This window comes from Corynebacterium gerontici (genome assembly GCF_003813985.1).
Classification (GTDB): Bacteria; Actinomycetota; Actinomycetes; order Mycobacteriales; family Mycobacteriaceae; genus Corynebacterium; species Corynebacterium gerontici.
On the sequence record NZ_CP033897.1, the window covers coordinates 586,508 to 610,813 of the forward strand.

The following is a 24,306-nucleotide window of genomic DNA, read 5'->3' on the forward strand; positions in this document are numbered from 1 at the left end:
CTGTGGGCACAAAAAAGCGGCGAAGCCGCAGGTTGCCCTAGAGTTTCGGGGCGAGAGTAGTAGGTGGGCTCGCCTCAAGTACCCAGAAAGCATGACATGTCAGATGGCGCTTGACTAGAGCTAGCGCCAAAAAGTGTGTAACCTCACAGAAACTTTCAGGGATGTTGTGCGACGCTTTGTCGGATTTTCTCGACCCTCACCCGTGGGCGCCCGTATGAACTGTGCTTTTGTTGAAGAAATAAGAGGCACGTTGTTTTATAGGGGTCAAATCAGGGGTGATCCTGGGGTGGGGAAGTGTGGTCGGTGGGAGATAGGTGTCGCGCTAGACTGGACGATTGTGACTGCAGCAAATTCACCCCACAATCCCAAGCCCACTGTCCCAGCTCAGGTGCGCAGCGCCGCCGTAATTGCCGCCGCTCAATCCTTCATCGGGCTCGGCTATGCAGTGGTGCTCATCGTGCGGGGCATGCTTGGCTACCGTGATGCCGCCATTGTGTATCAGTCAGACGATGCAAATACGGCGGTAGGGTTTGGCACCGCGATTTTCTTCATCCTCGTGTTCGGTGCCGTGATCCTTGGTGCCTGGCGCATGAGCCAAGGCCATCGTTGGGGGCGTGGACCAGTGATGATGCTGGAACTTCTGCTCGTTCCCATCACCATCTACATGTTCAAAGCCGGTGCTTGGATGTTGGGGGCTCTCACCGGGATTTCCGCCCTGATGGGGCTGGCGATGCTCTTTTCCGCCCCGGCCGTTGCATGGGCCTCTGAGCGCTTCCGCAACTAATTCAGCCCAACTAACTGCTCGCCACGCTGTTCAATGAGCGTTTGAGCGCTAAACGCTAAGGAAACGCGCTCGCTGCTGCCATTGCGGTCGATGGGGATGGACTTCGCGGCGTCGAAAAGCTCAGTGCCACGCGTTGGATACTGCTCGGCGCCTTCGCGAGTTGGGAGAACCAAATCAAGCCCAACCATGGTTCCGGTGCCGATTGCCTGCTCGAACACCCTGACTGTATCCAGCGTTTTGGCGTCGAGGACGTAGAGGCGATCTCCGTCGAACCACTGCAAAAAACGCCCGGCCTGAGCGTTATGAGGCGTGTAAATCCCTTGCTGCAGAGACTGAATATCCGCAGATTCTGGGATCGCGCGGGCAGAAACCTGCTTGCCTTGCGCGTCAAAAACATACAAATGTGCAGTGCTCCCAGGCTCATAAATGGCCACCCGCGAAGCGTTGATGGCTACCACCTGGCTACCCGCCTTGAGCTTGATAGAAGCCTGCACCTCGGGGGTAGAAGACTCCTCAGGATCGGGGGTTTGGAGGCGCACAAATGTGTTGTTTTCGCACTGTTCGGCAACAGCAAGAAGCGTGCCACGTGTGAGCGCAGAGCTGATTGTGCACTCGGGATGGGGTTGTTGACCAGGCTCTTGCTTGATATCCACCTCGCCGTACACCACTGTGCGCACCAAATCGGAGCGCCACAATTCGACGCGCTCCGGTGAGACGATGCCCACTCGATCATTGGAGGCAATAGGCGCGACCTGCTGGCTCGCGTGGGCGCTACGGGTGGCCTTATAGCTTCCCTCTGCAGCGTTGATACTCACCACATCGCCGCAGCCCCGGCCGGTTTGATAGTCGGCAACCACTGCATTCCAAGCTGTACTCACAGCGCACAAGGGCACGTCGCGCTCGTAGCCCCACCGCACGCTTCCACTCGTCGGATCGAGAGAGCTGAGGCGCCGCTGTTGTGCATCGAAGGCAACCGGGTAGCCAGCGGCAATCAACGGCACCTGCCAGCCTGGAGGAGCCTGCGCCGTCCAACGTTCATGAAGTTCATTCGGCAGGGTTAAGGCATTGACCTGTTTCGCGTCGGACTGTAGCGAATCCTCTACAACCAGCTCTGAGTGACGAATGGGCGCTAAAGCCCAGGTGCCAGCAACAAGAGCCGCTGTAAGTGCTCCAATCCCGACGGTAGCAATGAGATCACCGCGGCGCTTGCGCAACGGTTTCATGAGCGGCGGCCCCTGCGCCCGCCGCTTGTGTTGCCGCGCCCGCCGCGCCCGCTGCGTGGCCCGCGGGATGAACGCTCATCATGCTCCGCTTTGCCCTTGCCGCGACTTCCGCGCCGTTTTCCTCGATCACCCGCAGCGTTACGCCCGTTGCCCCGCATGGCTTCGGCACCGCCGCCGACTGGAGAGGTAGCCGGTCCAACAGAATCCTGGGCCGACTCTGGGATGTCGAGAGCCTCAAAGAGCTCGGGTGAAGTGGAGAACCATTGAGGTGGCTCGGGGATGTCGAGCCCGAGTTCATCGTTAATCGCTTGCCATTTCAGCAGCTCGTCGTAACCCACGAGCGTGACAGCAGTACCGCTGTTCCCGGCGCGCCCCGTGCGCCCGATGCGGTGAACATAGGTCATTGGATCGTCCGGGGTTTGGTAGTTGATGACGTGGGTGACGTCGTCGATATCGATGCCGCGGGCGGCAACGTCGGTAGCAACCAAGATGTCTACCTTGCCCTCGCGGAAGGCGCGCAGAGATTTTTCGCGAGCGCCTTGCCCCAAGTCACCGTGCACGCCGGCGACGTGGAAGCCTCGGCGAGACAAATTGTCCGCGAGTTGGGCGGCGGAGCGCTTTGTTCGGCTGAAAATAATGGTCTTGCCGCGCTTCTTGGCCTGCAGGATGCGGGCGGTGATGTCGTCTTTGTTCATGCGATGTGCCTGCAAAATCACCTGTTTGGTGGAGCTGTGCGTCTGTGCGGCTCCGACTTCTTCAGCTCGGATGTGTACCGGCTTATTTAAGAAGGTGCGGGCAAGCGTAAGTACCGGCCCCGGCATGGTGGCGGAAAAGAGCATGGTTTGATGCTGGTGGGTGAGCGCGGCAAGGAGCTTCTCAATGTCTGGAAAGAACCCCAGGTCCAGCATTTCGTCGGCCTCGTCTAACACGAGGATCGCTACTTGGCTGAGATCCAAGTTGCCGCGTTTGTGCAGATCGAGCAACCTGCCGGGAGTGCCGACCACCACGTCCACCCCATTATCGAGTGCCTTGATTTGCTCTTCGAAGGGGCGACCACCATAGATGGTGCATACACGAACAGGTGTGAAGGCTGCGGCGCGTCGGAGATCATCGGATACCTGTGATGCGAGCTCCCTGGTGGGTGCTACGACGAGGGCGCGGGGAGTGCCGTCGAGTTCGGCGACATCCGCGGCGTCAAACACTCGATCCAGCAGCGGGATGCCAAAGCCGAAGGTTTTGCCCATGCCTGTTCGTGCTTGGCCGATGAGATCGCGCCCGTCAAGCGCGATGGGCAGGGTGAGCTCCTGGATGGCGAAAGTTCTTGTAATGCCTTCCGCTGCTAGGGCATCGCACAATTCTGCTGCGACACCGAGTTCTTCAAACGTCGGTTGTTGGCTTTCGGCAGTCACCCTTCCGATACTATCGGGCTTTATTGCGTTAGGGATTACACTGGGTACGTCCTGCGCCTCAAGGTGGGGTGCGATTGTGAACAGTTTGAGAGGAACCACTGCATGGATATCAAGATTGGTTTTGGCGATTCGCCCCGTGAACTCGTGGTCTCTTCGAAAGAAGACCAAGAAACCGTTGTCCGTCGTGTCTCCGAAGCGCTTGGGCAAGAATTGGGCGTGTTGGAACTCACGGATGAGCATGGGCGCCGGGTGCTGGTGCGCAACGCATGTATTGCCTACGTCGAGGTTGGTACGACGAGCGCTCGTCCCGTCGGCTTCATCGGAGCCTAGTCTTGGGTTCTCATCAATCCCGGAAACCGCGTGCACCACGCGGTGAGAGTGGACGTCGCAGCGCTCAGGAAGGTGCGCTGGTGCGCTTCGCTCGAAATTACGGGTGGCGCGCCTATGCTATTCCGGTGTTAATCGTGCTCACCGTTTGGGTGCTTGTCGACGTCTTCCGTCCCGAACCCGAATCGCCCAAACCAGGGTCGATATCGGCACAGGGGGCGACTGAGGCGACGATGACGGGGCCACGACCGGCGGATTCGGATATGAAAGAAATCCCGAACACCGAATTGCCTTCCGGGGCGCCGTACACGGAGCAAGGTAAGGGGACCTATCGCACCGTCGGCAAGCCGGGCGCAAAGGCAGGTACGGATCACAAGAAGGTCTTCCGTTATGTCGTTGAGGTGGAAGAAGGCCTCGACGCATCGGTGTATGGCGGCGATGACGCTTTTGCTGCCATGGTGGATGCCACCCTGACCAACCCGAAAGGTTGGACGCACGACAAGGAATTCGGCTTTGAGCACATCGACGCTGATGATGGCCAAACGCCAGATTTGAGGATTCAGCTCTCCAGCGTCGGAACTACGCATGAGGTATGCGGCCACGATATCGCTATGGAGACGAGCTGTTTCTACTCAGACGGCAACCGAGTGATGATCAACGAGTCACGATGGATCCGCGGTGCCACACCATTCCAGGGAGATCTGGGGGCGTATCGTCAATACCTCATCAACCACGAGGTTGGTCACGGTATCGGCTTCGCTAATCACGTTCCTTGCACCGGCAATGGGGATTTGGCGCCAATTATGATGCAACAAACGCTGAGCCTGTCGAATACCGAGTTGTCCAAGATTAACAGCGCGGAAGTGTATAAAGACGACGGTGCCGTGTGTGCTTATAATGCCTGGCCGTATCCGCGCGCCTAAGCTCGCAAGAACGGCTAAGGAATCGGCAAGGAGGCATAAACAGTGACAATGGACGCGCGTGCTGCGTTGCCTGAGTACATTCGCCAGGCGTTTCACGCCTCCGAGGGTGAAAGCCAGCGACTTGGGGTTGCGTGGGATTATGGCTGGAAAGTGGGCAACGTTGTGTTTTCCACAGTGCTCAGCCCAAACCGTGCAGTATGGTCTGCACGTCTGAGGGAAAAACTCCAGGTAGAGCAACTTCGTGTATCCCAGCCTGTGCGGAGTACTGATAGTCGATTCATGAATGCTGGCTGGCGCGCTAACGTTTTCATTGAAGGTGAACCTGCCGCGCGCGCAGACGAAGTGGTGTCCGCAGCGGTGCGCTTGGATACCGCACTGTCGCAGCTTGAAACGCCTGAGCCTTTGCGCGAGGTGGATGCGGGTGATGCTTTTTCAGTGGCTGATCGTGCGGCGTGGTCCGAAGATCCGGTTGCCGTGGCCACGGGTTTGTTCCAACGTGATAGTGGACTTGATGGCTTTGAGGCAGTTCAAGCGCGTACTCGTAGGGCTTTGGCTATGCGAATGATCCACAGCATCGCCCCGCGGCTCGAGCATGTAGATGCCGATGTCCAGGTGTGTCACGCAGATGCCTTCGGTACCACCCTGTTCAGTGGCACACAGGTGCCCGCGCTCAGCGACGTTGTCCCGGTGGTGCGGCCCTTCGGGTACAGTGCCGCGATCGCTGCATTCGATGCGCTGGTGCTGCAAAGCGTGGATGAGGGAATTCTGCGGCGGTATATGCACATTCCGAATTTTGATCAATTGGTGTTGCGTGCCGCCACGTATCGCTTGATGTTGCACGGTACCTTGGCGGAGGCCAAAACGAACAGCAGTTCGAAATTGGAACAGGCGGCTGAGGCTGCTCTCCGGGGTGCTTTGCCACAATAGTCGCATGGCCAAAGCCTTAGAACGCGAAACAAACCCCTCGCCTGCATTATCTTTACGTAGTCAGGCCTCGGCAGCTTTTCGAGTACCTGAAAATCCGAAGATCAGTCTGCGGCCCAGCGGCTTCTCGGCGCCGCTGATTGAGCACGATCTTCCATTGTTTTCCCAGACCAAGGGGCGGTGGCGCATCCGCGCGCACGCGGGCGCAGGGCTGAGTACCGTACTGATGGATTTTGTGGCGCACCAACTCGCCCAAGGGGTACCTGCCAATGAAATCTTGGTGGTGGCAGCCTCAAAAGAAGCAGCCGCGCGCCTGCGCGCGGGCATTGCAGACCGCCTAGCCGGAGTTGATGACGCGGACTTCGTTGCCGATAACACGATGGTTCGATCGGTGCATTCGCTAGCATTCGCGTTGCTCCGCCAATGCACAAGCGCTGATATCCGTCTGATCACCGGCGCGGAGCAGGACGGCGTGATTCGCGATTTGTTGCAGGGGCAGCTGGATGCTGGACCCGCTGCGTTGGCGATGTGGCCAGAACAGTACCGCGATGCTATTGGCTTTGTGGGCTTCGCCCGATCCCTGCGTGACTTCTTATTGCGCGCAGCAGAGCGTGGCGCGAGTCCCGATGAACTACGCGAACTCGGAAGGCGCGAGCATATTCCCATGTGGTCCGCGGCGGGAGACTTCTTGGAAGAATACGAGCAAGTGATGAGTCTGGGATCGCCGCACAATTACAGTGCCTCAGAACTTGTCTCCAGGGTTCTGGAGCATCCAATTGAAGATCAAGGTTGGCGGATTGTGGTGGTTGACGATGCCCAACATTTTGATCCGAAGTCTGCGCAATTGGTGGAGACCATCATGCAGCATGCTGACACGGCAATTATAGCCGGTGACCCAGAACAGCATGTGTTGAGTTTTCGTGGCGCAAGCGTCGCCTGGCTCGAGAATGCCAAGGTAGACCATGATCTCTACTTGGATCACGTCTACCGCCAACCGAAGGCGCAGAAAATGCTGGCCTCTAGCGGGGCGAGGGAACACCTTGCCATCGCCAATATCGTGAGAAGAGCCCACCTCATCGATGGTCAATCTTGGAAAGACATTGCGGTGATCGTGCGATCCTCGCAGCAGGTAGCATCTCTGCGCCGTGCATTATTGGCAGCAGGGGTACCCGCCGCCGTAGACGCTACTGATGTGGTGCTCTCCGAGCAGCACATCGTGTCATCGATGCTCCTCGCGCTGAAGGCGCTTGATCGTCCACTGCCGTTGCCAGACGTTGAAGCACTGGTCCTGGGGCCCATCGGTGGTGCTGACGCTATCACCATGCGCAGGCTGCTCCGCGCACTGCGCCGAGCAGAATTGGCGCAGGGCGGAACGCGCAGGGCGCTGGAAATTCTTGGCAAACTGATTCGGCCCTCTGAAGAAGCCGAGCAGATATTCGACGAAGCATTAGCGAAGCTGCTTGGGCCTCGAGAACAAGGAATCCTCGAGCGCATCCGTGGCGTGCTGAGCGCCGGGGCCAAGGCCGAGGGGGTAGAGGGCACCTTGTGGAGTGTGTGGGAAGCTACCGGTTTGAGCGAACATCTCGCGGCTCAAAGCCTGCGCGGCGGTGCCACGGGTGCACAAGCAGACCGCGATCTCGACGCCATGCTGGCGTTGTTCGACGCCGCAGGCGACTGGGTAGAGCGCCGACCAAACGGCAGTGTGCAAGGCTTCATCCGCCATATTGAAGAACAGATGCTGCCCACGGGAGTGCGCGACCGGCGCATCGAAGATCCCGATGTGGTGCAGGTGCTCACTGCGCACGGCGCCGCGGCGAAAGAATGGAAAACGGTCATCGTCGCCGGCGTACAAGAAAGTATTTGGCCGGCACTAGATGCAGGCGACACCGCCTTCCGACAAGCAGCATTCGTTGACTTGCTCGATCGTGACATCGATCCGAACCTGCCTACCTCCCGACTCAAAGAGCAGCTCGACGAAGAACACCGACTCTTCCACCTCGCATGCACCAGAGCCACCGAGCAACTCCTCATCACCGCTGTAGAGGATCCGGAAGATCCACATGGTCAGCCATCGCAATTCTTTGAAGGCTACGAAGCGCCACTGTTCCGCGCAGAAGGCGATGCCGCAGAGCCCGAGACTGCAGCAAGCCTGGGTGATGGCACTCGATTGCTCAGCGTTGCTGCCCTCGTAGCTGAGCTTCGTCGCGTGCTCAGTGACGAAACTGCCCCGCAGCGCAGAAAAGAACAGGCAGCGCGGCAGCTTGCGCGGCTTGCCAACGCCGGTGTGCCGGGGGCTCATCCTGGGCAGTGGTGGGGGATTGGCGCGGAGACGTCGAAAAGCGCACTGCCGGTCCAATCGATCTCGCCTTCGAAAGTTGAATCGGCGTTGCGCTGTCCCTTGAATGCACAGCTTGGGAATTTGGCAGGTGACTCCTCCGCGATGAGCATAGGAACCCTGGTGCACGCGTATGCCGAAGCCATATCAACGGGCGCGCCGGTGAACGAAGCCCGCACGTTGATCACCGAGGCTGTTGAGGCGATGCAGCACGCGCCGAGCTGGGCGATACCGGGGATCATGGCTGATTTCGGGGAAACGCTGGACCGCTTGGAGCAGTGGTTAAGCGTTCACAATGCTGGCGATACGCTGCTGGGCGTGGAGGTGCCCGTAGACGTGACTCTGCCCAATGGTGTGCGCATTCGTGGCAAAATCGACAGGCTCGAACAAGCAGGTGAGGCCATCAATATCGTTGACCTGAAGCTGACAAAGCAGGCCTACGCCAAAGCCAAAGTGGAGGAACTACCACAGATGGTGGCGTACCAGCTCGCGCTGCGCCACGGAGAATTCCGAGACGGGGAAATTCGCACGGCTTCCGGTGATGCGGGCATTGAAGTTGAGGGCGCGGTGCTGGTGTTTCCGAAGCAGGGAACCAAGGGCGCTACCACCCGAGAACAGTCCAAAAAGACCGATGAGGTCCTCGACCACATGGCAGCGCAATTACCGCTCGTGCTTGAGGAACTTCGCGGCCCATCTCTGCGCGCGACGGCCAATGAGATGTGTAAGAACTGCTCTTTGATCAGTGTGTGCCCAGCTCAAGAGCGTGGAAGGATGACGAACCAATGATTGATCCCACAACACTCTCGGCACTCCTCGGACAGAAATTCCCTCCAACTGCACAACAGGCAGCGGTCATCGGTGCCCCCCTTGAATCCTCCCTGGTGGTGGCTGGTGCCGGTGCAGGCAAAACGGAGACTATGGCTGCGCGCGTGGTGTGGTTGGTGGCCAACGGGCTGGTGCGTCCGGAACGCGTGCTTGGGCTGACGTTCACCAACAAGGCTGCGCAACAACTCGGGCAGCGCATCTCCACCAGGTTGGGGGCGCTCAAAGCTTCTGCGCAGCTCGATGATATTGATGCGCTCGTGCCAAAAACGGAACCTCTGCGGCGCATGCTGGAAGTCATCGCGCCCACCTGCGCTACTTACGATTCATTCGCCGGCAGCATCGTGCGTGAATTCGGCCTGCTCATGCCGGTTGAGCCTTCCGCGAGGATCATCCAAAACACCGAGTTGTTCATGATCGCTGATCGCGTCCTGCAGGATTACCGCGGGCAGATCGACACAACGCTGCAGCCCGCCACCATCGCCAGCCACCTGGTGGAGTTGAGCGCAGAGATGGAAAGCAACCTCGTAGACGCCCAAGCAATTGAGGCTGAAACGCACGCCCTGCTGCTGGAGGCGGACTCCGTGCCAGGCGGACGCGAGAAGTTGAACAATGACACAAAGAAGATCCTGGCTAAACAAGAGTTGCGCCTGCAACTGCTGCCAGTGGTTGAAGCTTTTCGACGCCACTTACGCGAGGAACGCCTCATGACCTTCAACCAACAGATGGCGACAGCAGCAACCCTGGCGAAGGAACACCCCCAGGTAGGAGCGACGTTGCGATCGCGATTCGATGTGGTGCTCCTCGATGAATATCAGGACACCAGCTATGCACAGCGAGTACTGCTAAGCAGCCTCTTTTCCCAGTGCGCCGTCACTGCCGTTGGGGATCCGATGCAGTCCATCTACGGCTGGCGTGGCGGAACCGCTTCGAACCTGGAGGCGTTTCCCGATGATTTCCCAAATGTTCGCAAAAGCGACGATGAAACAGCTATGGTGCCAGCACGGAAATTCGAACTTACTCAAAGTTTCCGTAATCCCCCCGCCGTGTTGCGCCTTGCCAACGAGGTGGCCACAGAGATTCTGGGTTCGCCAAACAGGAGCGATCGCCTTGTGCAGCCCCTGGAACCCCTGCCAGATCAGGAAGCCGGCGAGGTCACCATTGGGGCCTTTAAGGCCACGGAAGAAGAAGTTGAAGCAGTAGCTGACAACCTGGCACGCAAGTATCAGTCCAGGGGGAACGAGCCTTTTACTGCTGCCGTGCTGATGCGAAAACAGTCCCAATTCGCCGCGATGGAGCATGCCTTGCAGGAACGAGGTGTGCCGGTAGAAGTAGTGGGGCTTTCAGGGCTGCTTACGGTTGCAGAAGTAGCGGACATGCTGGCCATTGCCACCATGCTGATCCACCCAGAAGACAATGAGGCGTCGTTGCGGATTCTATGCGGGCCCGCTGTCGGGCTGGGAGCCGCAGATCTGCGCGCACTAGCGCAGCGAGCATCTGAGCTATCGGCCACACCTACCCAAAATCCGCTGGATATCGAGGCAATCAGTGATCCTCTGGAGAAGCTCCGCACCACGATTTCCCAAGTGCAACAGCCCGATATGGAACGGACCGCCGGACTCTGCGACGCCGTGGCGGATCTCGGAGAACCCCAGCACCTCGGAATGAGCGCTGAAGCCGAGGCCCGGCTGCGAGATCTTGCGAGCAAGCTGCGCTACCTGCGCAGCAACGCGGTGCAACAATCTCTGCCGGATCTCTTTTCAGCCATTGAAGGCGTGTTCCAGATCCGCACAGAGGTGCTGCAAAGAAAAGACGCCGAAGGGCACAACGTTGGTACCGCCCATTTGGACCGTTTTGCGGAAGTCGTGGAGGAATTCTCGCGTATTCGCGGGGCTAGCCTGGGTGCGTTCCTCCGCTATACGCAGCTCGCCATTGCCAACGATAAGGGGCTCGAGCCGGGCAGCATAGAGGTGCACTCGGATCGCGTTCAAATCCTCACGGTGCACAAAGCCAAGGGATTGGAGTGGCAACACGTCGCTGTCATGCACTGCGACCAGGAGACGTACAAAGCCAAGGCGGATGCCTGGCTCACCCAAGTACAACGCATCCCATCGGCCTTGCTTGGCGATGCTGACACCGGCGGGAACAGCGCTTTTGGCTCCCCAGTGCTCGAGGAACTCGACACCGAAACAGCAGCCAGGTTCGCCAAGAGCCTGAAAGCTCATGGCGAAGCCTTCAAAGCCAAAAATGCTGCCGAGGCCATTCGGTTGTTCTACGTGGCGCTCACTCGCGCCGAGCGATCATTGAGCGTTTCCAGCTCCAAGCATCCCCCCTTCGCCAGCTTTGTTGCACTCAAAGAGCTTGTGCCGGAAGATGCGGTGCTCAACTGGGACATTCCCGAAAAGAGAGATCAGCAGGATCCGCAACCAGAACAGGCGTTCTTTCCACACATTGAGGAGCCGCGAGGGGCTGACCTTGTCATGGCCGCCATCGAGCAGTTGCCTGAGCTGCGAGCCGACGGTGATCTCTTCGACACATGGGAACAAGACGTCACCGCCATCATCGAGGAACACGAGGCGCTGAGCAATCCCGCTATCGAGGTCACCTTGCCGCGTGAGCTCACCGCCACCGACCTGGTCGCGTTGCGCCAGAATCCCGAACGATTTGCACGCCGCAAGCGCCGTCCGGTGCCCTTTAAACCCAATGCATATGCGAAGCGTGGCACCGCGTTCCACGAATGGATTGAGAAGCAATTCGGAGCTGTGGCGTTCCTGGACGCAGATGAACTCCCAGGTTTCGAGGAGTTCGCTGAAGAAAACCTCGAGGAACTCAAACAGCACTTTATGGATTCCGAGTGGTACCAGCGCACACCAATTGCTGTGGAGCAAGGCTTCGAACTGGCACTGGGCAAACACATGCTTCGCGGCCGCATCGATGCAGTGTTTGAACAAGAAGACGGATTCATGGTGGTGGACTGGAAAACCGGCCAGCCGCCGACACCCGCAGAAATGCCAGCGGTGGAAATGCAGCTCGCTGTGTATCGGCTCGCGTGGGCGAAACTGCGCGGCGTGCCGGTGGAAAAAGTCCAGGCGGCGTTCTATTACGTCGTGGCTCACAGGCTGGTGCAGCCAACCGACTTGCCCGATGAACAGGCATTGAGAAAGCTCTTGGATGGGCAGAATGCAACACGGTAGTCTTTGGCGGAGGCAGGAAGCAATGAGGACAGGGGAGCGTCGAAAAGCATCATGAGCAAGTCAGATCCAGAGCGCTTCCGCACCGAAGTCGAACTCAATGAGCTGCCAGAACACACGCTGCTCAACGTGATTCGCATGCCAGAAAACGAGCCGATGAGCCCGGTGCGACTGATCGCTCGTCGTTTCGGTTATGCCCTCGGGCTCATCATTATGGTGGCGTTGGTGGTGTACTTCGACAAGGATGGCTACTCGGAGCATCTCACCTTCGTCGACGCGCTGTACTATTCGGCAGTTTCGCTTTCAACCACTGGTTATGGCGACATCACGCCTGTCACCCAGGTTGCTCGACTCATCAATATCATTATCGTCACCCCAATTCGTTTGGCATTCGTGATCCTCTTGGTGGGCACCACAATTTCCGTGCTCACAGAGGAATCCCGCAAAGCTTGGCGGATCCAGCGTTGGAGGAAGAAGATGCGCAATCACACCGTGGTCATCGGCTACGGCACCAAGGGACGTTCCGCTGTCGCAGCCTTGCTTGCCGACGGCGTGTCCCCCAACGAAATCGTAGTCGTTGATACGGACCCCACCGCGCTAGAAATGGCGAGCAACGCCGGCCTGGTGAGTGTGAACGGTTCCGCCACGAAGTCGGAAGTGTTAAAACTCGCGGGCGTGCCAAAGGCGAAAGCTGTCGTGGTAGCACCAAGTTCCGACGACACCGCAGTGCTGGTAACGCTGACGGTTCGCGAGCTCTCTCCGCATGGCTGGATTGTGGCCAGCGTGCGCGAATCCGAAAACCAGCACCTCCTGGAACAATCCGGCGCAGACTCCGTGGTGATCTCCTCTGAAACAGCCGGCCGGATGCTTGGACTCGCCACGGTCACCCCATCGGTGGTGGAGATGATGGAAGATTTGCTCTCCCCGGGCGAGGGCTTCTCGGTGGCCGAACGGCCCGTGGGAGAAGATGAAGTGGGCGCCAACCCCCGGCACTTGGCCGACATTGTGCTCGGCGTGGTCCGCTCAAGCGAGCTGTACCGCATCGATTCGCCGGAAGCCGAAACGGTGGAACCCGGCGATCGCCTGCTGTACGTGCGCCGCGTGTTCAGCGATGACGTGCCCAACCCATGAGCACCTGGCTCGTAGGCCCGTTGGGTGAGCTGCCCATCGATAGTAAAGGACAACCGGTAGCTCTCGATGAAGGCAACGGGATCCGCCGTGCCAGCAGCGAGGAAGTACTGGCAGTCACTGGTAGTGCCGCGCGGTGTTTTGATCCGCAGTCACTGAAGATCGTGGCGCTCCTTAATGCCCAAGAACAGCAGCGTTTTCACCCCGGCAGCGGCCAAAGGCTTAGCGCGCACCCGGATAAACCAGGTGTGGCACGAAGCGCAGACGGTCAGCTCTACTTCCCCCGCATTGATCCTGCGGTTATTGGGCGAGTACAGCTCGCCGGAACGGACAAGATTCTGTTGGGAAGAAATGCTCAAAGAAGCAGCTACTTCTCCTTGATCGCCGGATACGTCGATCTTGGGGAAACCTTTGAAGCCGCGTTTACCAGGGAAGTGATGGAGGAAGCCGGCAGGCGTATCCAGCAGGTGCAGTACCTTTGCAGTCAACCATGGCCATTCAGCTCCTCCATTATGGTGGGCATGCACGCGGTCACCCACGACGAACACCCAGTGGCCAGCACTGATGGCGAGTTGATTGAAACTCGCTGGTGCAGCAAAAAAACGCTGCGCTCCGGGGAAATCGCATTGCCCGCCAAAGGTTCAATTGCCCTGCGTCTCATCCAGGAGTGGTGCCAATGATTGACTTATCCCAGCTCGACCCAGACCAACGCACCGCTGCCGAAGCCCCACGTGGACCCGTCGCGATCCTTGCTGGCGCAGGCACGGGTAAAACCAGAACGATTACCTATCGCATTGCCCATATGTGCGATCAGGGGCTGACCACCCCGCAGAGGACCATGGCAGTAACGTTTACCAACCGCGCTGCCAATGAAATGCGGCATCGCCTTGCCCTCATGGGCATTGGGGGAGTGCAAACCCGCACTTTCCACTCCGCAGCGATGAAACAAGTGGGTTACTTCTGGCCCCAGGTTGCTGGCAGTATGCCGTGGAAGCTGCTGGACAATAAGTTCCCCCTTGTCGCGCGTGCCATGCGCACCGTGGGCGTGGACAGTAGTACTGAAATGGTGCGCGATGTGCTCAGTGAGGTGGAATGGGCGAAGTCTGCCCTCGTCACACCCCAGCGCTACGTTGAGGCCGCTGCAACGCGCGAAACGCCCGTGGCCAAAGAGAAGATCGCCGAGGTGTACCGGCGCTATGAGCAAAGCAAGGCCACGTCGGAAGGAATGCTCCTGGACTTCGATGACCTCATCATCCAGGCAACCGGCGCCATTGAGCACTCCCCGGCGATTGCCGAAGAGTTCCGCAGCCAGTACCGCACCTTCGTAGTAGACGAATACCAAGACGTCACCCCCTTGCAGCAGCGCCTGCTCGATGCCTGGCTGGGGGATCGTGATGATTTGACGGTAGTGGGCGACGCCAATCAGACCATTTACTCCTTTACCGGTGCGACCCCGGAATACTTGCTTGATTTCTCCCGCAAATACCGCGACGCGGTGGTGGTGAAGCTGCAGCGCGACTACCGCTCCACCAAGGAAATCACCGACCTTGCCAACGATGTGATCTCCAGGGCGAAAGGCCGCGCTGCTGGAACGCGCCTGGAACTGCGTGGCATGAGGCCGAGTATTGAGCATCGCCCCACGTTCGAAGAATATCCCGACGCCCCTGCCGAAGCGCGTGCAGTGGCTGCCAAGGTGCGTGAACTGATTAACGAGGGGGTGCCCGCCAAAGAAATTGCGGTACTGTATCGCATCAATGCGCTCTCCGAACAATTTGAGCAAGCATTCCACGACGCCGGCATCAGCTATGAAGTGCGCGGCGGCACCTCCTTCTTCCACCGCCGAGAAATCAAAGAAGCCCTCTCGGTGTTGGCGAAGGCTGCCCAACGTCCCGAGGTCAGTGACGAACCACTCGGACCATTGTTGCGCCACCTCCTTCGAGGTGTAGGGCTTGTTGACGAAGAACCAACCGGTGCCCAAGCCCGCGAGCGTTGGCAATCGCTCAAGGCACTGTTTGAGCTCGCCGAAGAACTCTCGCGTGCCACACCGGGTCTAGACCTCCAAGGATTGCTGCACAAACTCAAAGAGCGCGCCGATGCCCAACATCCTCCCGCCAGTAACCGAGTCACCTTGACCTCGCTGCACTCTGCGAAGGGTCTGGAATGGGACGTGGTGTTCCTCGTCGGGTTATATGAGGGCATGATGCCCATCCGCCAAGCAATTGCAGCCGGTGAAGAAGCTATCGAAGAAGAACGCCGACTGTTCTACGTGGGCGTAACGCGCGCCCGTGAACGCCTGTACTGCTCGTGGACATTGGCGCGCCAGGAAGGCGGCAAAGCAAGCAGAAAGCGTACCCGTTTCCTCGACGGCATTGCCGCGCCCACCACCGCAAGTGTTCCGCCGCGTTCGCAACGCAGAAAAACGTGTAAAGAATGCGGGAGCGTGCTCCTGAGTGCGCAAGCGATCATCCTTGGCAGGTGCGAGGACTGCCCCGGCGGCAACGAGGCACTTTTTGAAGCTTTGCGCACTTGGCGCCGGGAGGTAGCGGCTGAGATTCAAAAGCCTGCTTTCGTCATTTTCTCCGATGCAACCTTACGCGCAATCGCGGAAAAAGAACCGCAGGATGCCACCGCCTTAGCAAGCATCTCGGGGGTTGGAGAGGTGAAGCTCGAACGCTTCGGTTCGGAGCTGCTCAGCATTATCGAACAATTTGGAAGCTAGGCGCAGGTCAAGCGTCGCGCGCCCAACACAAGGGGCAGAGCTGGTGTGCTTTGATCGCATCGGCAGTGGCACTCATGCCATCCAGACGCAGACGCAAACCCGGCCGTGCGGTGTGAGTACTGCCTCCCGGCCCAAGGTGTGGCACATCCAGGGCACGGATCATGCCAAGCACGGCTCCAGCAGCCGCGTGCCGGGCGGGTGCTTCCAAAAAGCTCATGCCTTCTTGTGCTCGAATCGAGGCCCAGAGTGGATCAACTTCGCAGCGGTGCAAGTCTGCGCACAGTGGACACGGGCCTTCGCCCGCCATGCGAATAGGACCGACCACGGCTTTGCCATCAATCGCCTGCACCGGAATCACGTACTGCTGCCTCGCTAACAGCGGTGCGCAGTGGGGATGCTCGTGTGGTGAGAACACCACGACCACGCCATCAACAGCCAGGCGACGAAGGGCACGCAAGGGGGATTCGCCATCCTTCACGCGGTGCGCCCTCGCACCGAGCGTCTCCAGCACCGTGGTTTCGATGCCCTGGAGCGAGCCCAGCACCAAAACATCGCGGCAAGCGGCGCGTTTGCGCAGGATACCGTGGACGATGAGGTCGTCGATCAGCCCGAAAGCCTCACTGCTGCTGAATCCGACGTTTTGCAATTGCCGGTGCAGTTTCGCCTGGGTGCTGCTGGTGCGGATCACGTCCCCGAGTTCCCTGGCGCGCCCGGGTAAAGTCTGCACAATACCGGCGGTGCTTGCGTCGAGGCCGAATTGCAGTTGGTGACCATTGCGCGTGATGGTGTGTGCGCTTGGGCAAAATTGCAAGGCATGTTGCTTCATTGATGCTCCCCCCGAAGTCATGATGAACACTCTAGTTGTTTTGAGGTAGCTGCGCAGTGGATATGGAAGTGCACGTCATTCGTTCGGTACGCAGGAAAAAGACAATGTCCGCGCGGATTGTCGATGGGCGCATCGAAATCCGCCTGCCGGCTGGAATGTCGCAGGAAGCTGAAGCCGTGGCGATCGAGGAGTTGAAGCAGAAGATCACCAGGAGGCAGCGCAGTGATGATGGCGAGCTAGCCCAGCGCGCCCGGTACCTCAACACCACGTTCTTGGAGGGGCGTGCGAAGGTTCAGAGCATTCGGTGGGTGAGCAATCAGCGGCACCGATGGGGTTCGTGTTCGCCGCGCTCGGGGGAGATCCGCATTTCTGATCGGCTGGTTGGGCTGCCGCAATATGTGGTGGACGCGGTGATTCTCCACGAACTCGCGCATACCATCGAGCCGAATCACAGCCCAGCTTTTTGGGAGTTAGCGGATCGTGCCCCTCAGTCAGAACGTGCTAAAGGATTCTTAGAGGCCATGGAATACGTGCGGGCTTTTCCTCAGCTCAAGGGCTAGCGCTACTCCTTGTCTCCATCTTCCGGATCCTCAGGAGCCTCGGCTGCCTCATTGTCTGTTGCGCCTGATTCACTTTCGGCTTCGAGCATCTTTTCCAGCTCGTTGATCTCAGCAATCGGGTCGAAGTCATCGCCGAGGAGGCCGTCGATGAACTCAGCAGAGCGTTCAAGATCCTCTGCATCGGGCAGCAAGTCGGGGTGATCCCAGATGTGATCGCGGCGCTCAATGCCAACCGCAACTTGCACCCGACGCCAGAGTTCAGCAGCCTGCGACACCTTCGGTGCAGCGATATCAATGCTGACCACCTTGGACAGCACGTGATCCGCAGAGCCGCCGGTGGCACGTCGCCGGCGCCAGGCCTCCTGCAAAGCAGCCGCTGAGGGCAGGCGCTCATCCAAAGCAGCGAGGGTAACGTGATCGACCCAGCCCTCGATCAATGCCAGCAGCGTTTCCAAACGGGCCGTAGCCGCCTGGTTGCTTGAAGTGATTCGTGGGCTGAGGTCCATGCCCTGCAACTGTGCCATCGCGTCCTGGATGGCTTCCGGATCACCTGAGTCAAGGTTGAGTTCCCGCACGGTTTCTTCAATATGCGAGGTATCGATGGTGAGTCCGGCAGCGTATTCTTGCACGCTGGAGACGAGCTGTTCTACCAGCCAAGGAACGTGGCGGAAAAGCCTTTGGCGTGCGGCTTCGCGCGTGCTGAGGAACACCAGAACGTCCTGAGGCTTCTGGCTCAAAGACGCAGTGAGCTCGCTCAAGTTCTTCGGCAAAATAGCGCTCGTGCCTGCAGGCGCCACAGGCAGGGCGAAATCGGAACCAGCGAGAGTTTGCGTGGCAAGGTCGCCTAAGGCATTGCCCAGTTGCATGCCAAAGTTCATTGAGGACATTTGGTTCATCATCTGCAGCATGGGGCCGACCATCTCGCGCGCCTCTTCGGGCATGGAGGCGAGTTGTGCCTCATTCATCTGCTCCGCAACGGGTGTAACCAGGCGCTTCCACATTGGCAGCGTGCGCTCGAGCCACATGAAGGCATCCCAGGCCTCCACCGTGTTGCCTGAAGCCGGCAGGATAGTAGCGCCGTCTAACCACAGCTCGGCTAGGCGTACCGCTTCTTCAACAGCCTTGGAATCGCCCTCAGCAAGGGGCTTAACGTGACCAATTTGCTGGCGAGCGATTCTTTCAGCCAGCGCGTAATTGACAGCACCTTGGCCTTCCGGGGAGTTCATGGTGGAACCCATGCCCGAGAGCATTTGTCCAAACTGGTTGAGCATGTCACCGAGGCCACCGAAAGGATTGTTCTGGTTACGGTCATCATCGTTGTCGCCGATGTTGAAGGAGAAACCAAAGCCATTGTTGTTCATGGCTTTTAGGCTACCGGCTTCTGCGCAGGCTGTGGCAATGCTGAGAGCGAACAAGCCCATACGCGGCACATGCCAAGCCTGAAAACCTCCGATGGGTGGCGAGCGGGTACGCTGTGAACCCGTGAAACGTCGTTCGCGAACATTGCTGCTAGGCGCGTTGCCCATGGTGGCGCTCAGCTCTTTGCTGCTCATGCCAGAAATCCCGGGTACTGATGTGCAATTTACGGTGCCTTATGCCATTGAATCTCCCGGTCCCACGTTTAATACTTTGGGCAGCGTTGATGGCAAAGAAGTGGTGAGAGTCAGCGGCGTCCCGACGGATCAAACTCACGGCAATTTGAACATGACCACGGTGGCCGTTACCAGTGGTATTACACTGCCGCAGGCCATCGCCGAGGGGCTATGGTCCGAAAATTCACTAGTCCCCATTGAGCAGATTTTTCCTCAGAACATTTCTAGGGAAGAACAGCAAGAGGTCAACGACGCTGACTTCGCAGCCTCCGAAGCTTCCGCTACCACTGCGGCGCTCCACTACTTGGACCGTCCGATGGAGGTTCAGGTGGCGCAGGTGCTGGATGAAGGCCCCGCGCAAAACAAGCTCGAGGCGGGGGATGTGGTGCTCAAGGTTGACGGCAAGAAGGTCGATAGCCCGGAGGCCGTCAAATCGATCATCGAGGAGTTCGCTCCCGGCGATGAGGTGGATGTGACGGTGAAACGTGGGGAACGGGAAACCACTCAAAAGGTCACTCTTGGCGAGCGCCCGCACGCTAAGACGCCTACGGCATTTCTTGGGATCACGATGCAGGAAACCTCCGCCGAAGGCATTGAGGTGACCTACAACCTGGAGGACATCGGAGGCCCTTCTGCCGGACTGATCTTCGCATTAGCTGTCGTTGACAAGCTGGATGATCGCGACATCAGTGGCGGGAAGTTCGTCGCAGGCACCGGCACCATCGACGGCGAGGGCAATGTTGGCCCCATCGGGGGCATCACCCATAAGATTCGCGCCTCCGAGGAGGCCGGTGCAGAGATTTTCCTTGCCCCTGCTGGCAATTGCGCCGAGGTCAATGCGATGCATCCAGAACACATCGTGGTTGCCAAGGTGAGCACGTTGGAAGAAGCAGTGGAGGCGCTGGAGGGTTTTCAGCGCGGTCAAACGGTCGCCACTTGCGAATAAACCCTGCCTTTAGGTGACGGCAGGGCAGGGAAGTTAGGAGGCCTCTTCGCTGGAAGTGGGCTCGCTGTTCGCCTCAGACGCTTCGGAGGCCGATGCCTCGGAGCTGGGTGCTGCGGACTCGGATTCTTTCTCGCTTTCCAGTACCGCTGGAGCCTCAAGCAGGTTGAGTTCCTTGATGCGATCTTCTGGATCGTCTTGATCCATGGAGGTCATTTGCTGCGCCACCGTTCCCTCATCGTTGTCCACCACGGTGATGACGGCAGTGTTGCCCAAGGTGTTCCACCCCACGACAGCCCGCCCAGTGTCTTTGACAACGCGGGCACTGCGTAGCTCAGTGAGCAGTTGGGTCATCGATGCTGCTTTGCTCTCAGATTTTGAGAACTGGAATTGGCCAACCTTCGGCCCGGAGCAATCCATGGAGTTCTTCACGCCAGCGGGCTTGCAGGAATCGAAATCATCGAAGACGCTTGCTGGGACGAGCGAGCCAAAGGTTTCGCGTGCTTCGCTGACACCTTCGTCTTCTTTTGCCTCATTGCTCGCGCTTGCCGTGGTGGTCTGTTCTTCGTCGGCGGTGATGGTTGCTTCGCTTTGCTGAGCTTCCTGAGAACAAGCGGCCAGCGGCAATGCTGCAGCCACGCAAAGGGCCAGCAAGGGGCGGGGGAGGGACTTCACTGTTGGATTCTCCTTTTGGGAAAACTTCGCTGGGGTCAATTGGGATCAAGTTTATACGAGGCCTTGGATGCTTTTCGACGCCCCAACGTCGAAAAGCTCGGTGCTCACCAGGGAATTTATGCCCCACACCTTAGTGCTGTTCGAAGGATGCCTCCAAGGCAGCTATCACGCCTGGGGCAACGCCCGGGCCTCCGCGCAGCTCTACTTCATCTTCGGCAAACGCGCCTCGTTTTGCCAGCTCTTCCTCCGTGGGACGAAGTTGCAGAAGCGTCAAGCTGAAACCTTCGCTGTTGTGGTGTTCGCTCAGCACCCCAGAAAAGAGCCTCGCCGGACGGGCCGGCTGTTCGGGAGCGGAGGCGTCGCGGAACATGATTTCCTGGGCCAACACCGCGCCGATGACCCCTTCTGGCCATTCGATGCGCGTGATGTATTCGCCCAGCTCCTCGGAACCAGGTTGGATGTGCTCTGGCAGATTTTCCTGCACCACCAACGCCAGAGGCGCATCGTCAGCATCGTCGATGATGGATCCCAAGAATTCCGCCGGTACCAGTGCAAACAGCGTCGGGGGTGCATCCCAGCCCTCGGCGTGAATGAAGTCCACGGCCTCAAGCATGGCCTTATTCAACGCTTGCTGAGGATAAGCGGCTGCGTTCATGATCGTTCCTTATGTGAGTTCTTGCATTAACGGCTCGGCACTGCGGTGCTACAACGTGGCTGTGCTCGGATGACGCCATCGGCTATTCGTTTTCAACCAAAAGGTTGCCTGGCACTGTTCGTCCCGTAGACTGGGGCACCACTATCCAATTGTTCCATTATGAGTGCGTTTCATGAGCTGCGGGGTCGAGATTGTTCCTCGCACCGATGCTTGCGCCCATAACAACCTCAAGGAGTTGGAGTTGGCCCCAAGGCAAACCAGACCAACCTCAGCAAAGCGGCCTTCGCGAAAGATCGCCAACATCATTGCGTTAGTTGTGGTGCTCTTTGCCCTCGTTCCATTGCTCATTGGTCTTTATACCGACTGGCTGTGGTTCGGTGAGGTAGATTTCCGCAACGTTTTTTCCAAGGTGCTGATTACCCGCATCGCACTCTTCTTCATTTTCGCACTCGTGGGTGCGGGCATCACATGGCTTGCCGGGTGGCTGACCTACCGTGGGCGCCCCGATGAGCTAGAAATTCTCGGCATCGGCGGCCCGGTGGGGGAGTACCGCAAGGTTCTTGATCAAAGCGTGCATCGCTTCTTGCTTCTGCTGCCGCTCATCGTCGGTGTGCTCTCCGGATTTCTTGGGCAGCGCAACTGGCAGACCGTGCAGTTGTTCCTCAACCGCCAGGATTTCGGTGTGCAGGATCCGCAGTTCCACATGGACTATGGCTTCTACGCCTTTACCTTGCCCATGTTGTGGATCATCGTTGGCACGCTTTCGGTGCTCGTTGCCTTAGCTTTCTTTATTGCCCTCGTTGGGCACTACCTGCTGGGTGGCATCCGCATTGGAAATCAGGCTGCAGGCATGAAGGGGCACGTGAGCAATTATGCGCGTGTGCAACTAGGTGTCACGGCTGGCATCTGGATGCTGCTGCGCGTTGCTTACTACTGGCTGGATCGTTACGGCCTGCTGCAGCGCCAGCATGACACTTTCACCGGTGGCAGTTACACGGATATCAACGCGATGTTGCCGGCAAAAATCATCCTCATGGTGATTGCGGCAGTGGTGGCGTTCGCTTTCTTCTCGGTCATCGTGCTGAAGGATCTGCGAATTCCCGCGGTGTCTACCGTGCTGATGGTGCTGAGTGCCATTGTGATTGGCTCGGCTTGGCCCATGATGATGGAGCGCTTCTCGGTGCAGCCCAACCGCGCGGAGAAGGAATCGGAATACATTTCCCGCAATATCGAGGCCACGCGCTTCGCCTATGGCATTACCGATGACAAAGTGACGTACAAGGATAATTGGGGCGCCGACGGTGCTTCCGCTGAAGCAGTTGCTTCGGATGTGGCTACGGTTTCGAATATCCGCTTGCTCGACCCAGAGATCATCTCGCCCACCTTCACTCAGCAGCAGCAACTGCGTAACTTCTACGGCTTCCCCAAGTCGCTACAGGTTGATCGTTACAACGTCGATGGCCAGATGCGTGACTTCGTGGTGGCCGCCCGTGAGCTGGATCCCCAGGCCCTGAAGGAAAACCAGAAGGACTGGATCAACCGCCACACCGTGTACACGCACGGCAACGGCATTGTGGCAGCTCCCGCGAACCAGGTGGATGAGGTCGCTCGCGACGTGGGTTCCGCCCGTGGCGGTTACCCCGTCTATACCGTGTCTGATTTGCAGAAAACAACCGACGAGGCCAAGAAGATTGGTTTGGCGCTGGATCAGCCGCGCACCTACTTCGGCCCCGTGATTGCCAATTCGCCCGATGGCGCTGATTATGCAGTGGTGGGTTCAGCCGACGGCAACTCGGTCGAATACGACACCGATGCCGAAACCTACACTTACGACGGCAAGGGTGGCGTGAATATTGGCAACATTGTCAATCGCGCCGCCTATGCAGTGCAGTACCAGGAGTTGAACTTGGTGCTGTCTGATCGTGTGAATGAAAACTCTAAGATCATTTACAACCGTGATCCGCGTGAGCGCGTACATAAGGTTGCGCCATGGCTCACCACCGATAAGACCACGTACCCGGCGGTGATCGATGGGCGAATCAAGTGGGTTGTAGATGGCTACACCACGCTGTCGAGCCTGCCCTATGCAGAGCGCACTTCGCTGACCGAATCCACTAACGATTCCTCCCAGGCCGTGGGCGATGGCCAGCAGCGCCTGGTGACAGATCAGGTGGGCTATATCCGCAACTCGGTGAAGGCTGTGGTGGATTCCTACGACGGTTCCGTGGAGCTTTACGAGTTCGATGAAAACGACCCGGTGCTCAAGGCTTGGGAGGGCATCTTCCCGGGTACGGTGAAGCCGAAGTCGGACATTTCCGAGCAGCTTATGGATCACCTGCGCTACCCGGAGGACATGTTCAAGGTGCAGCGCGAAATGCTCGCCCGCTACCACGTGGATGATGCCCGCGACTTCTTCACCAATGACCGTTTCTGGTCGGTGCCAAACGATCCCTCCGCAACTGAGGGGAAGAATGAGAAGGCGCAGCCGCCCTACTACGTGGTGGCTTCCGACCCGGAAACGAACAAGCCCGCTTTCCAACTCATCACCCCTTTCCGAGGTCTGCAGCGCGAGTACTTGGCAGCCCATATGACGGTGACCTCGGATCCTGAGAACTACGGCAAGATCACCGTGCGCGTGTTGCCCACCAACACGCTCACCCAAGGACCGAAGCAGGCGCAGGATACGATGATGTCCTCGGACCAGATCGCTTCTGATCGCACCTTGTGGAAGGACACCAACGATCTCTACAACGGCAACCTACTCACCCTGCCGGTGGGTGGGGGCGAGATCCTCTACGTGGAGCCGTTGTACTCGCAGCGCAAGGGACAGGAATCGGCCTTCCCCAAACTGTTGCGTGTGCTGGTGTCGTACCAAGGCAAGGTGGGGTATGCGCCGACGATCTCTGAGGCGCTGAGCCAGGTGGGCATCGACCCTAAGGCGGCGCAGGATCTTGACGAGGCCAAGAAGTTGGAAAACACTTCCAGCGAAAGTAAGCCAGAAACCAAGACTGAGCAGAAGCCTTCCGCGCCCGCGACCGCGTCCGGCAGTGAAGGTGAAGCAATTCAGAAGATCAACGATGCCCTGACGAACTTGCAGGAAGCCCGCGGCGGCAGCAATGAGGAATATGGTCGCGCCCTTGACGAGCTAGACAAGGCCGTCGAGGAGTACCAAAAGGTAGCCGGCCAGCAATAAGCAGCTTTTCGACGCCAACCCCACGCACTTCCAGTGTCTGAGCTGGGAGTTTGCGTGGGGGGTGGTGTTCTGTGTAG

The 24,306-nt window shown here is 58.6% G+C and carries 18 protein-coding genes; 12 read left to right on the plus strand and 6 right to left on the minus strand.

Features of this window, described 5'->3' with window-relative positions; genetic code table 11:
* The first annotated feature begins 337 nt into the window (after positions 1-337).
* Positions 338-784, plus strand: coding sequence for a hypothetical protein (locus CGERO_RS02770; RefSeq protein ID WP_377018116.1), 447 nt, complete (start codon positions 338-340; stop codon positions 782-784).
* Here CGERO_RS02770 and CGERO_RS02775 read toward each other — a convergent pair.
* Together CGERO_RS02775 and CGERO_RS02780 are read right to left on the minus strand one after the other, a co-directional pair.
* Entirely contained in the window at positions 781-2,007 is a 1,227-nt protein-coding gene (locus CGERO_RS02775) for an Rv3212 family protein (RefSeq protein WP_123933369.1), read from the minus strand. The genes CGERO_RS02770 and CGERO_RS02775 overlap by 4 nt on opposite strands.
* A complete protein-coding gene (locus CGERO_RS02780; RefSeq protein WP_123933370.1) occupies positions 2,004-3,416 on the minus strand; it encodes a DEAD/DEAH box helicase in 1,413 nt (470 codons plus the stop codon). The genes CGERO_RS02775 and CGERO_RS02780 overlap by 4 nt, the downstream gene beginning before the upstream one ends.
* 102 nt (positions 3,417-3,518) lie before the next feature.
* Here CGERO_RS02780 and CGERO_RS02785 point away from each other — a divergent pair, with 102 nt between their 5' ends.
* The 8 genes from CGERO_RS02785 (at position 3,519) to CGERO_RS02820 (ending at position 15,785) form a co-directional block, all read left to right on the plus strand.
* Positions 3,519-3,746, plus strand: a complete 228-nt coding sequence (locus CGERO_RS02785; RefSeq protein WP_123933371.1) for a DUF3107 domain-containing protein — start codon at positions 3,519-3,521, stop codon at positions 3,744-3,746.
* Between the two features lie 80 nt (positions 3,747-3,826).
* Positions 3,827-4,666, plus strand: a complete 840-nt coding sequence (locus CGERO_RS02790; RefSeq protein ID WP_245998869.1) for a DUF3152 domain-containing protein — start codon at positions 3,827-3,829, stop codon at positions 4,664-4,666.
* A 48-nt stretch (positions 4,667-4,714) separates the two neighbouring features.
* Entirely contained in the window at positions 4,715-5,593 is an 879-nt protein-coding gene (locus CGERO_RS02795; RefSeq protein WP_245998896.1) for a TIGR02569 family protein, read from the plus strand.
* A gap of 4 nt (positions 5,594-5,597) precedes the next feature.
* Positions 5,598-8,711 carry an ATP-dependent DNA helicase gene (locus CGERO_RS02800; RefSeq protein ID WP_123933374.1) on the plus strand — a complete coding sequence of 1,038 codons (3,114 nt, stop codon included), beginning with the start codon at positions 5,598-5,600 and terminating at the stop codon, positions 8,709-8,711.
* Entirely contained in the window at positions 8,708-11,941 is a 3,234-nt protein-coding gene (locus CGERO_RS02805) for an ATP-dependent helicase (protein ID WP_123933375.1), read from the plus strand. The genes CGERO_RS02800 and CGERO_RS02805 overlap by 4 nt, the downstream gene beginning before the upstream one ends.
* 51 nt (positions 11,942-11,992) lie before the next feature.
* Positions 11,993-13,069 carry a potassium channel family protein gene (locus tag CGERO_RS02810; protein WP_123933376.1) on the plus strand — a complete coding sequence of 359 codons (1,077 nt, stop codon included), beginning with the start codon at positions 11,993-11,995 and terminating at the stop codon, positions 13,067-13,069.
* On the plus strand, positions 13,066-13,746 hold the full coding sequence (locus CGERO_RS02815) for an NAD(+) diphosphatase (protein ID WP_123933377.1): 681 nt from the start codon (positions 13,066-13,068) through the stop codon (positions 13,744-13,746). Before CGERO_RS02810 ends, CGERO_RS02815 begins: the two co-directional genes overlap by 4 nt.
* Positions 13,743-15,785 carry an ATP-dependent DNA helicase UvrD2 gene (locus CGERO_RS02820; RefSeq protein ID WP_123933378.1) on the plus strand — a complete coding sequence of 681 codons (2,043 nt, stop codon included), beginning with the start codon at positions 13,743-13,745 and terminating at the stop codon, positions 15,783-15,785. The genes CGERO_RS02815 and CGERO_RS02820 overlap by 4 nt, the downstream gene beginning before the upstream one ends.
* Positions 15,786-15,792: 7 nt before the next feature.
* Here CGERO_RS02820 and CGERO_RS02825 read toward each other — a convergent pair whose 3' ends face one another.
* On the minus strand, positions 15,793-16,611 hold the full coding sequence (locus tag CGERO_RS02825) for a type 1 periplasmic-binding domain-containing protein (protein ID WP_123933379.1): 819 nt from the start codon (positions 16,609-16,611) through the stop codon (positions 15,793-15,795).
* Positions 16,612-16,673: 62 nt separating this feature from the next.
* On the opposite strand from CGERO_RS02825, the gene CGERO_RS02830 reads away from it, so the two are divergent.
* Complete coding sequence (locus CGERO_RS02830; RefSeq protein ID WP_123935887.1) at positions 16,674-17,171, plus strand: M48 family metallopeptidase; 498 nt, start codon at positions 16,674-16,676, stop codon at positions 17,169-17,171.
* 2 nt (positions 17,172-17,173) lie between these two features.
* On the opposite strand, the gene CGERO_RS02835 is transcribed toward CGERO_RS02830, so the two are convergent.
* Positions 17,174-18,532 (minus strand): zinc-dependent metalloprotease, encoded by a 1,359-nt coding sequence (locus CGERO_RS02835; RefSeq protein WP_123933380.1) that lies wholly within the window; start codon positions 18,530-18,532, stop codon positions 17,174-17,176.
* A 121-nt stretch (positions 18,533-18,653) separates the two neighbouring features.
* On the opposite strand from CGERO_RS02835, the gene CGERO_RS02840 reads away from it, so the two are divergent.
* The gene (locus CGERO_RS02840; protein ID WP_206423911.1) at positions 18,654-19,709 is read left to right on the plus strand and encodes a YlbL family protein; all 1,056 of its coding nucleotides are present in this window, start codon (positions 18,654-18,656) and stop codon (positions 19,707-19,709) included.
* Between the two features lie 33 nt (positions 19,710-19,742).
* On the opposite strand, the gene CGERO_RS02845 is transcribed toward CGERO_RS02840, so the two are convergent.
* Positions 19,743-20,381 (minus strand): hypothetical protein, encoded by a 639-nt coding sequence (locus CGERO_RS02845; RefSeq protein WP_123933382.1) that lies wholly within the window; start codon positions 20,379-20,381, stop codon positions 19,743-19,745.
* A gap of 130 nt (positions 20,382-20,511) precedes the next feature.
* Positions 20,512-21,036: a PPA1309 family protein gene (locus CGERO_RS02850; RefSeq protein ID WP_123933383.1), complete on the minus strand. Its 525-nt coding sequence runs from the start codon at positions 21,034-21,036 to the stop codon at positions 20,512-20,514.
* Positions 21,037-21,277: 241 nt separating this feature from the next.
* On the opposite strand from CGERO_RS02850, the gene CGERO_RS02855 reads away from it, so the two are divergent.
* Positions 21,278-24,229: a UPF0182 family protein gene (locus CGERO_RS02855; protein WP_206423927.1), complete on the plus strand. Its 2,952-nt coding sequence runs from the start codon at positions 21,278-21,280 to the stop codon at positions 24,227-24,229.
* Positions 24,230-24,306 lie beyond the last annotated feature (77 nt).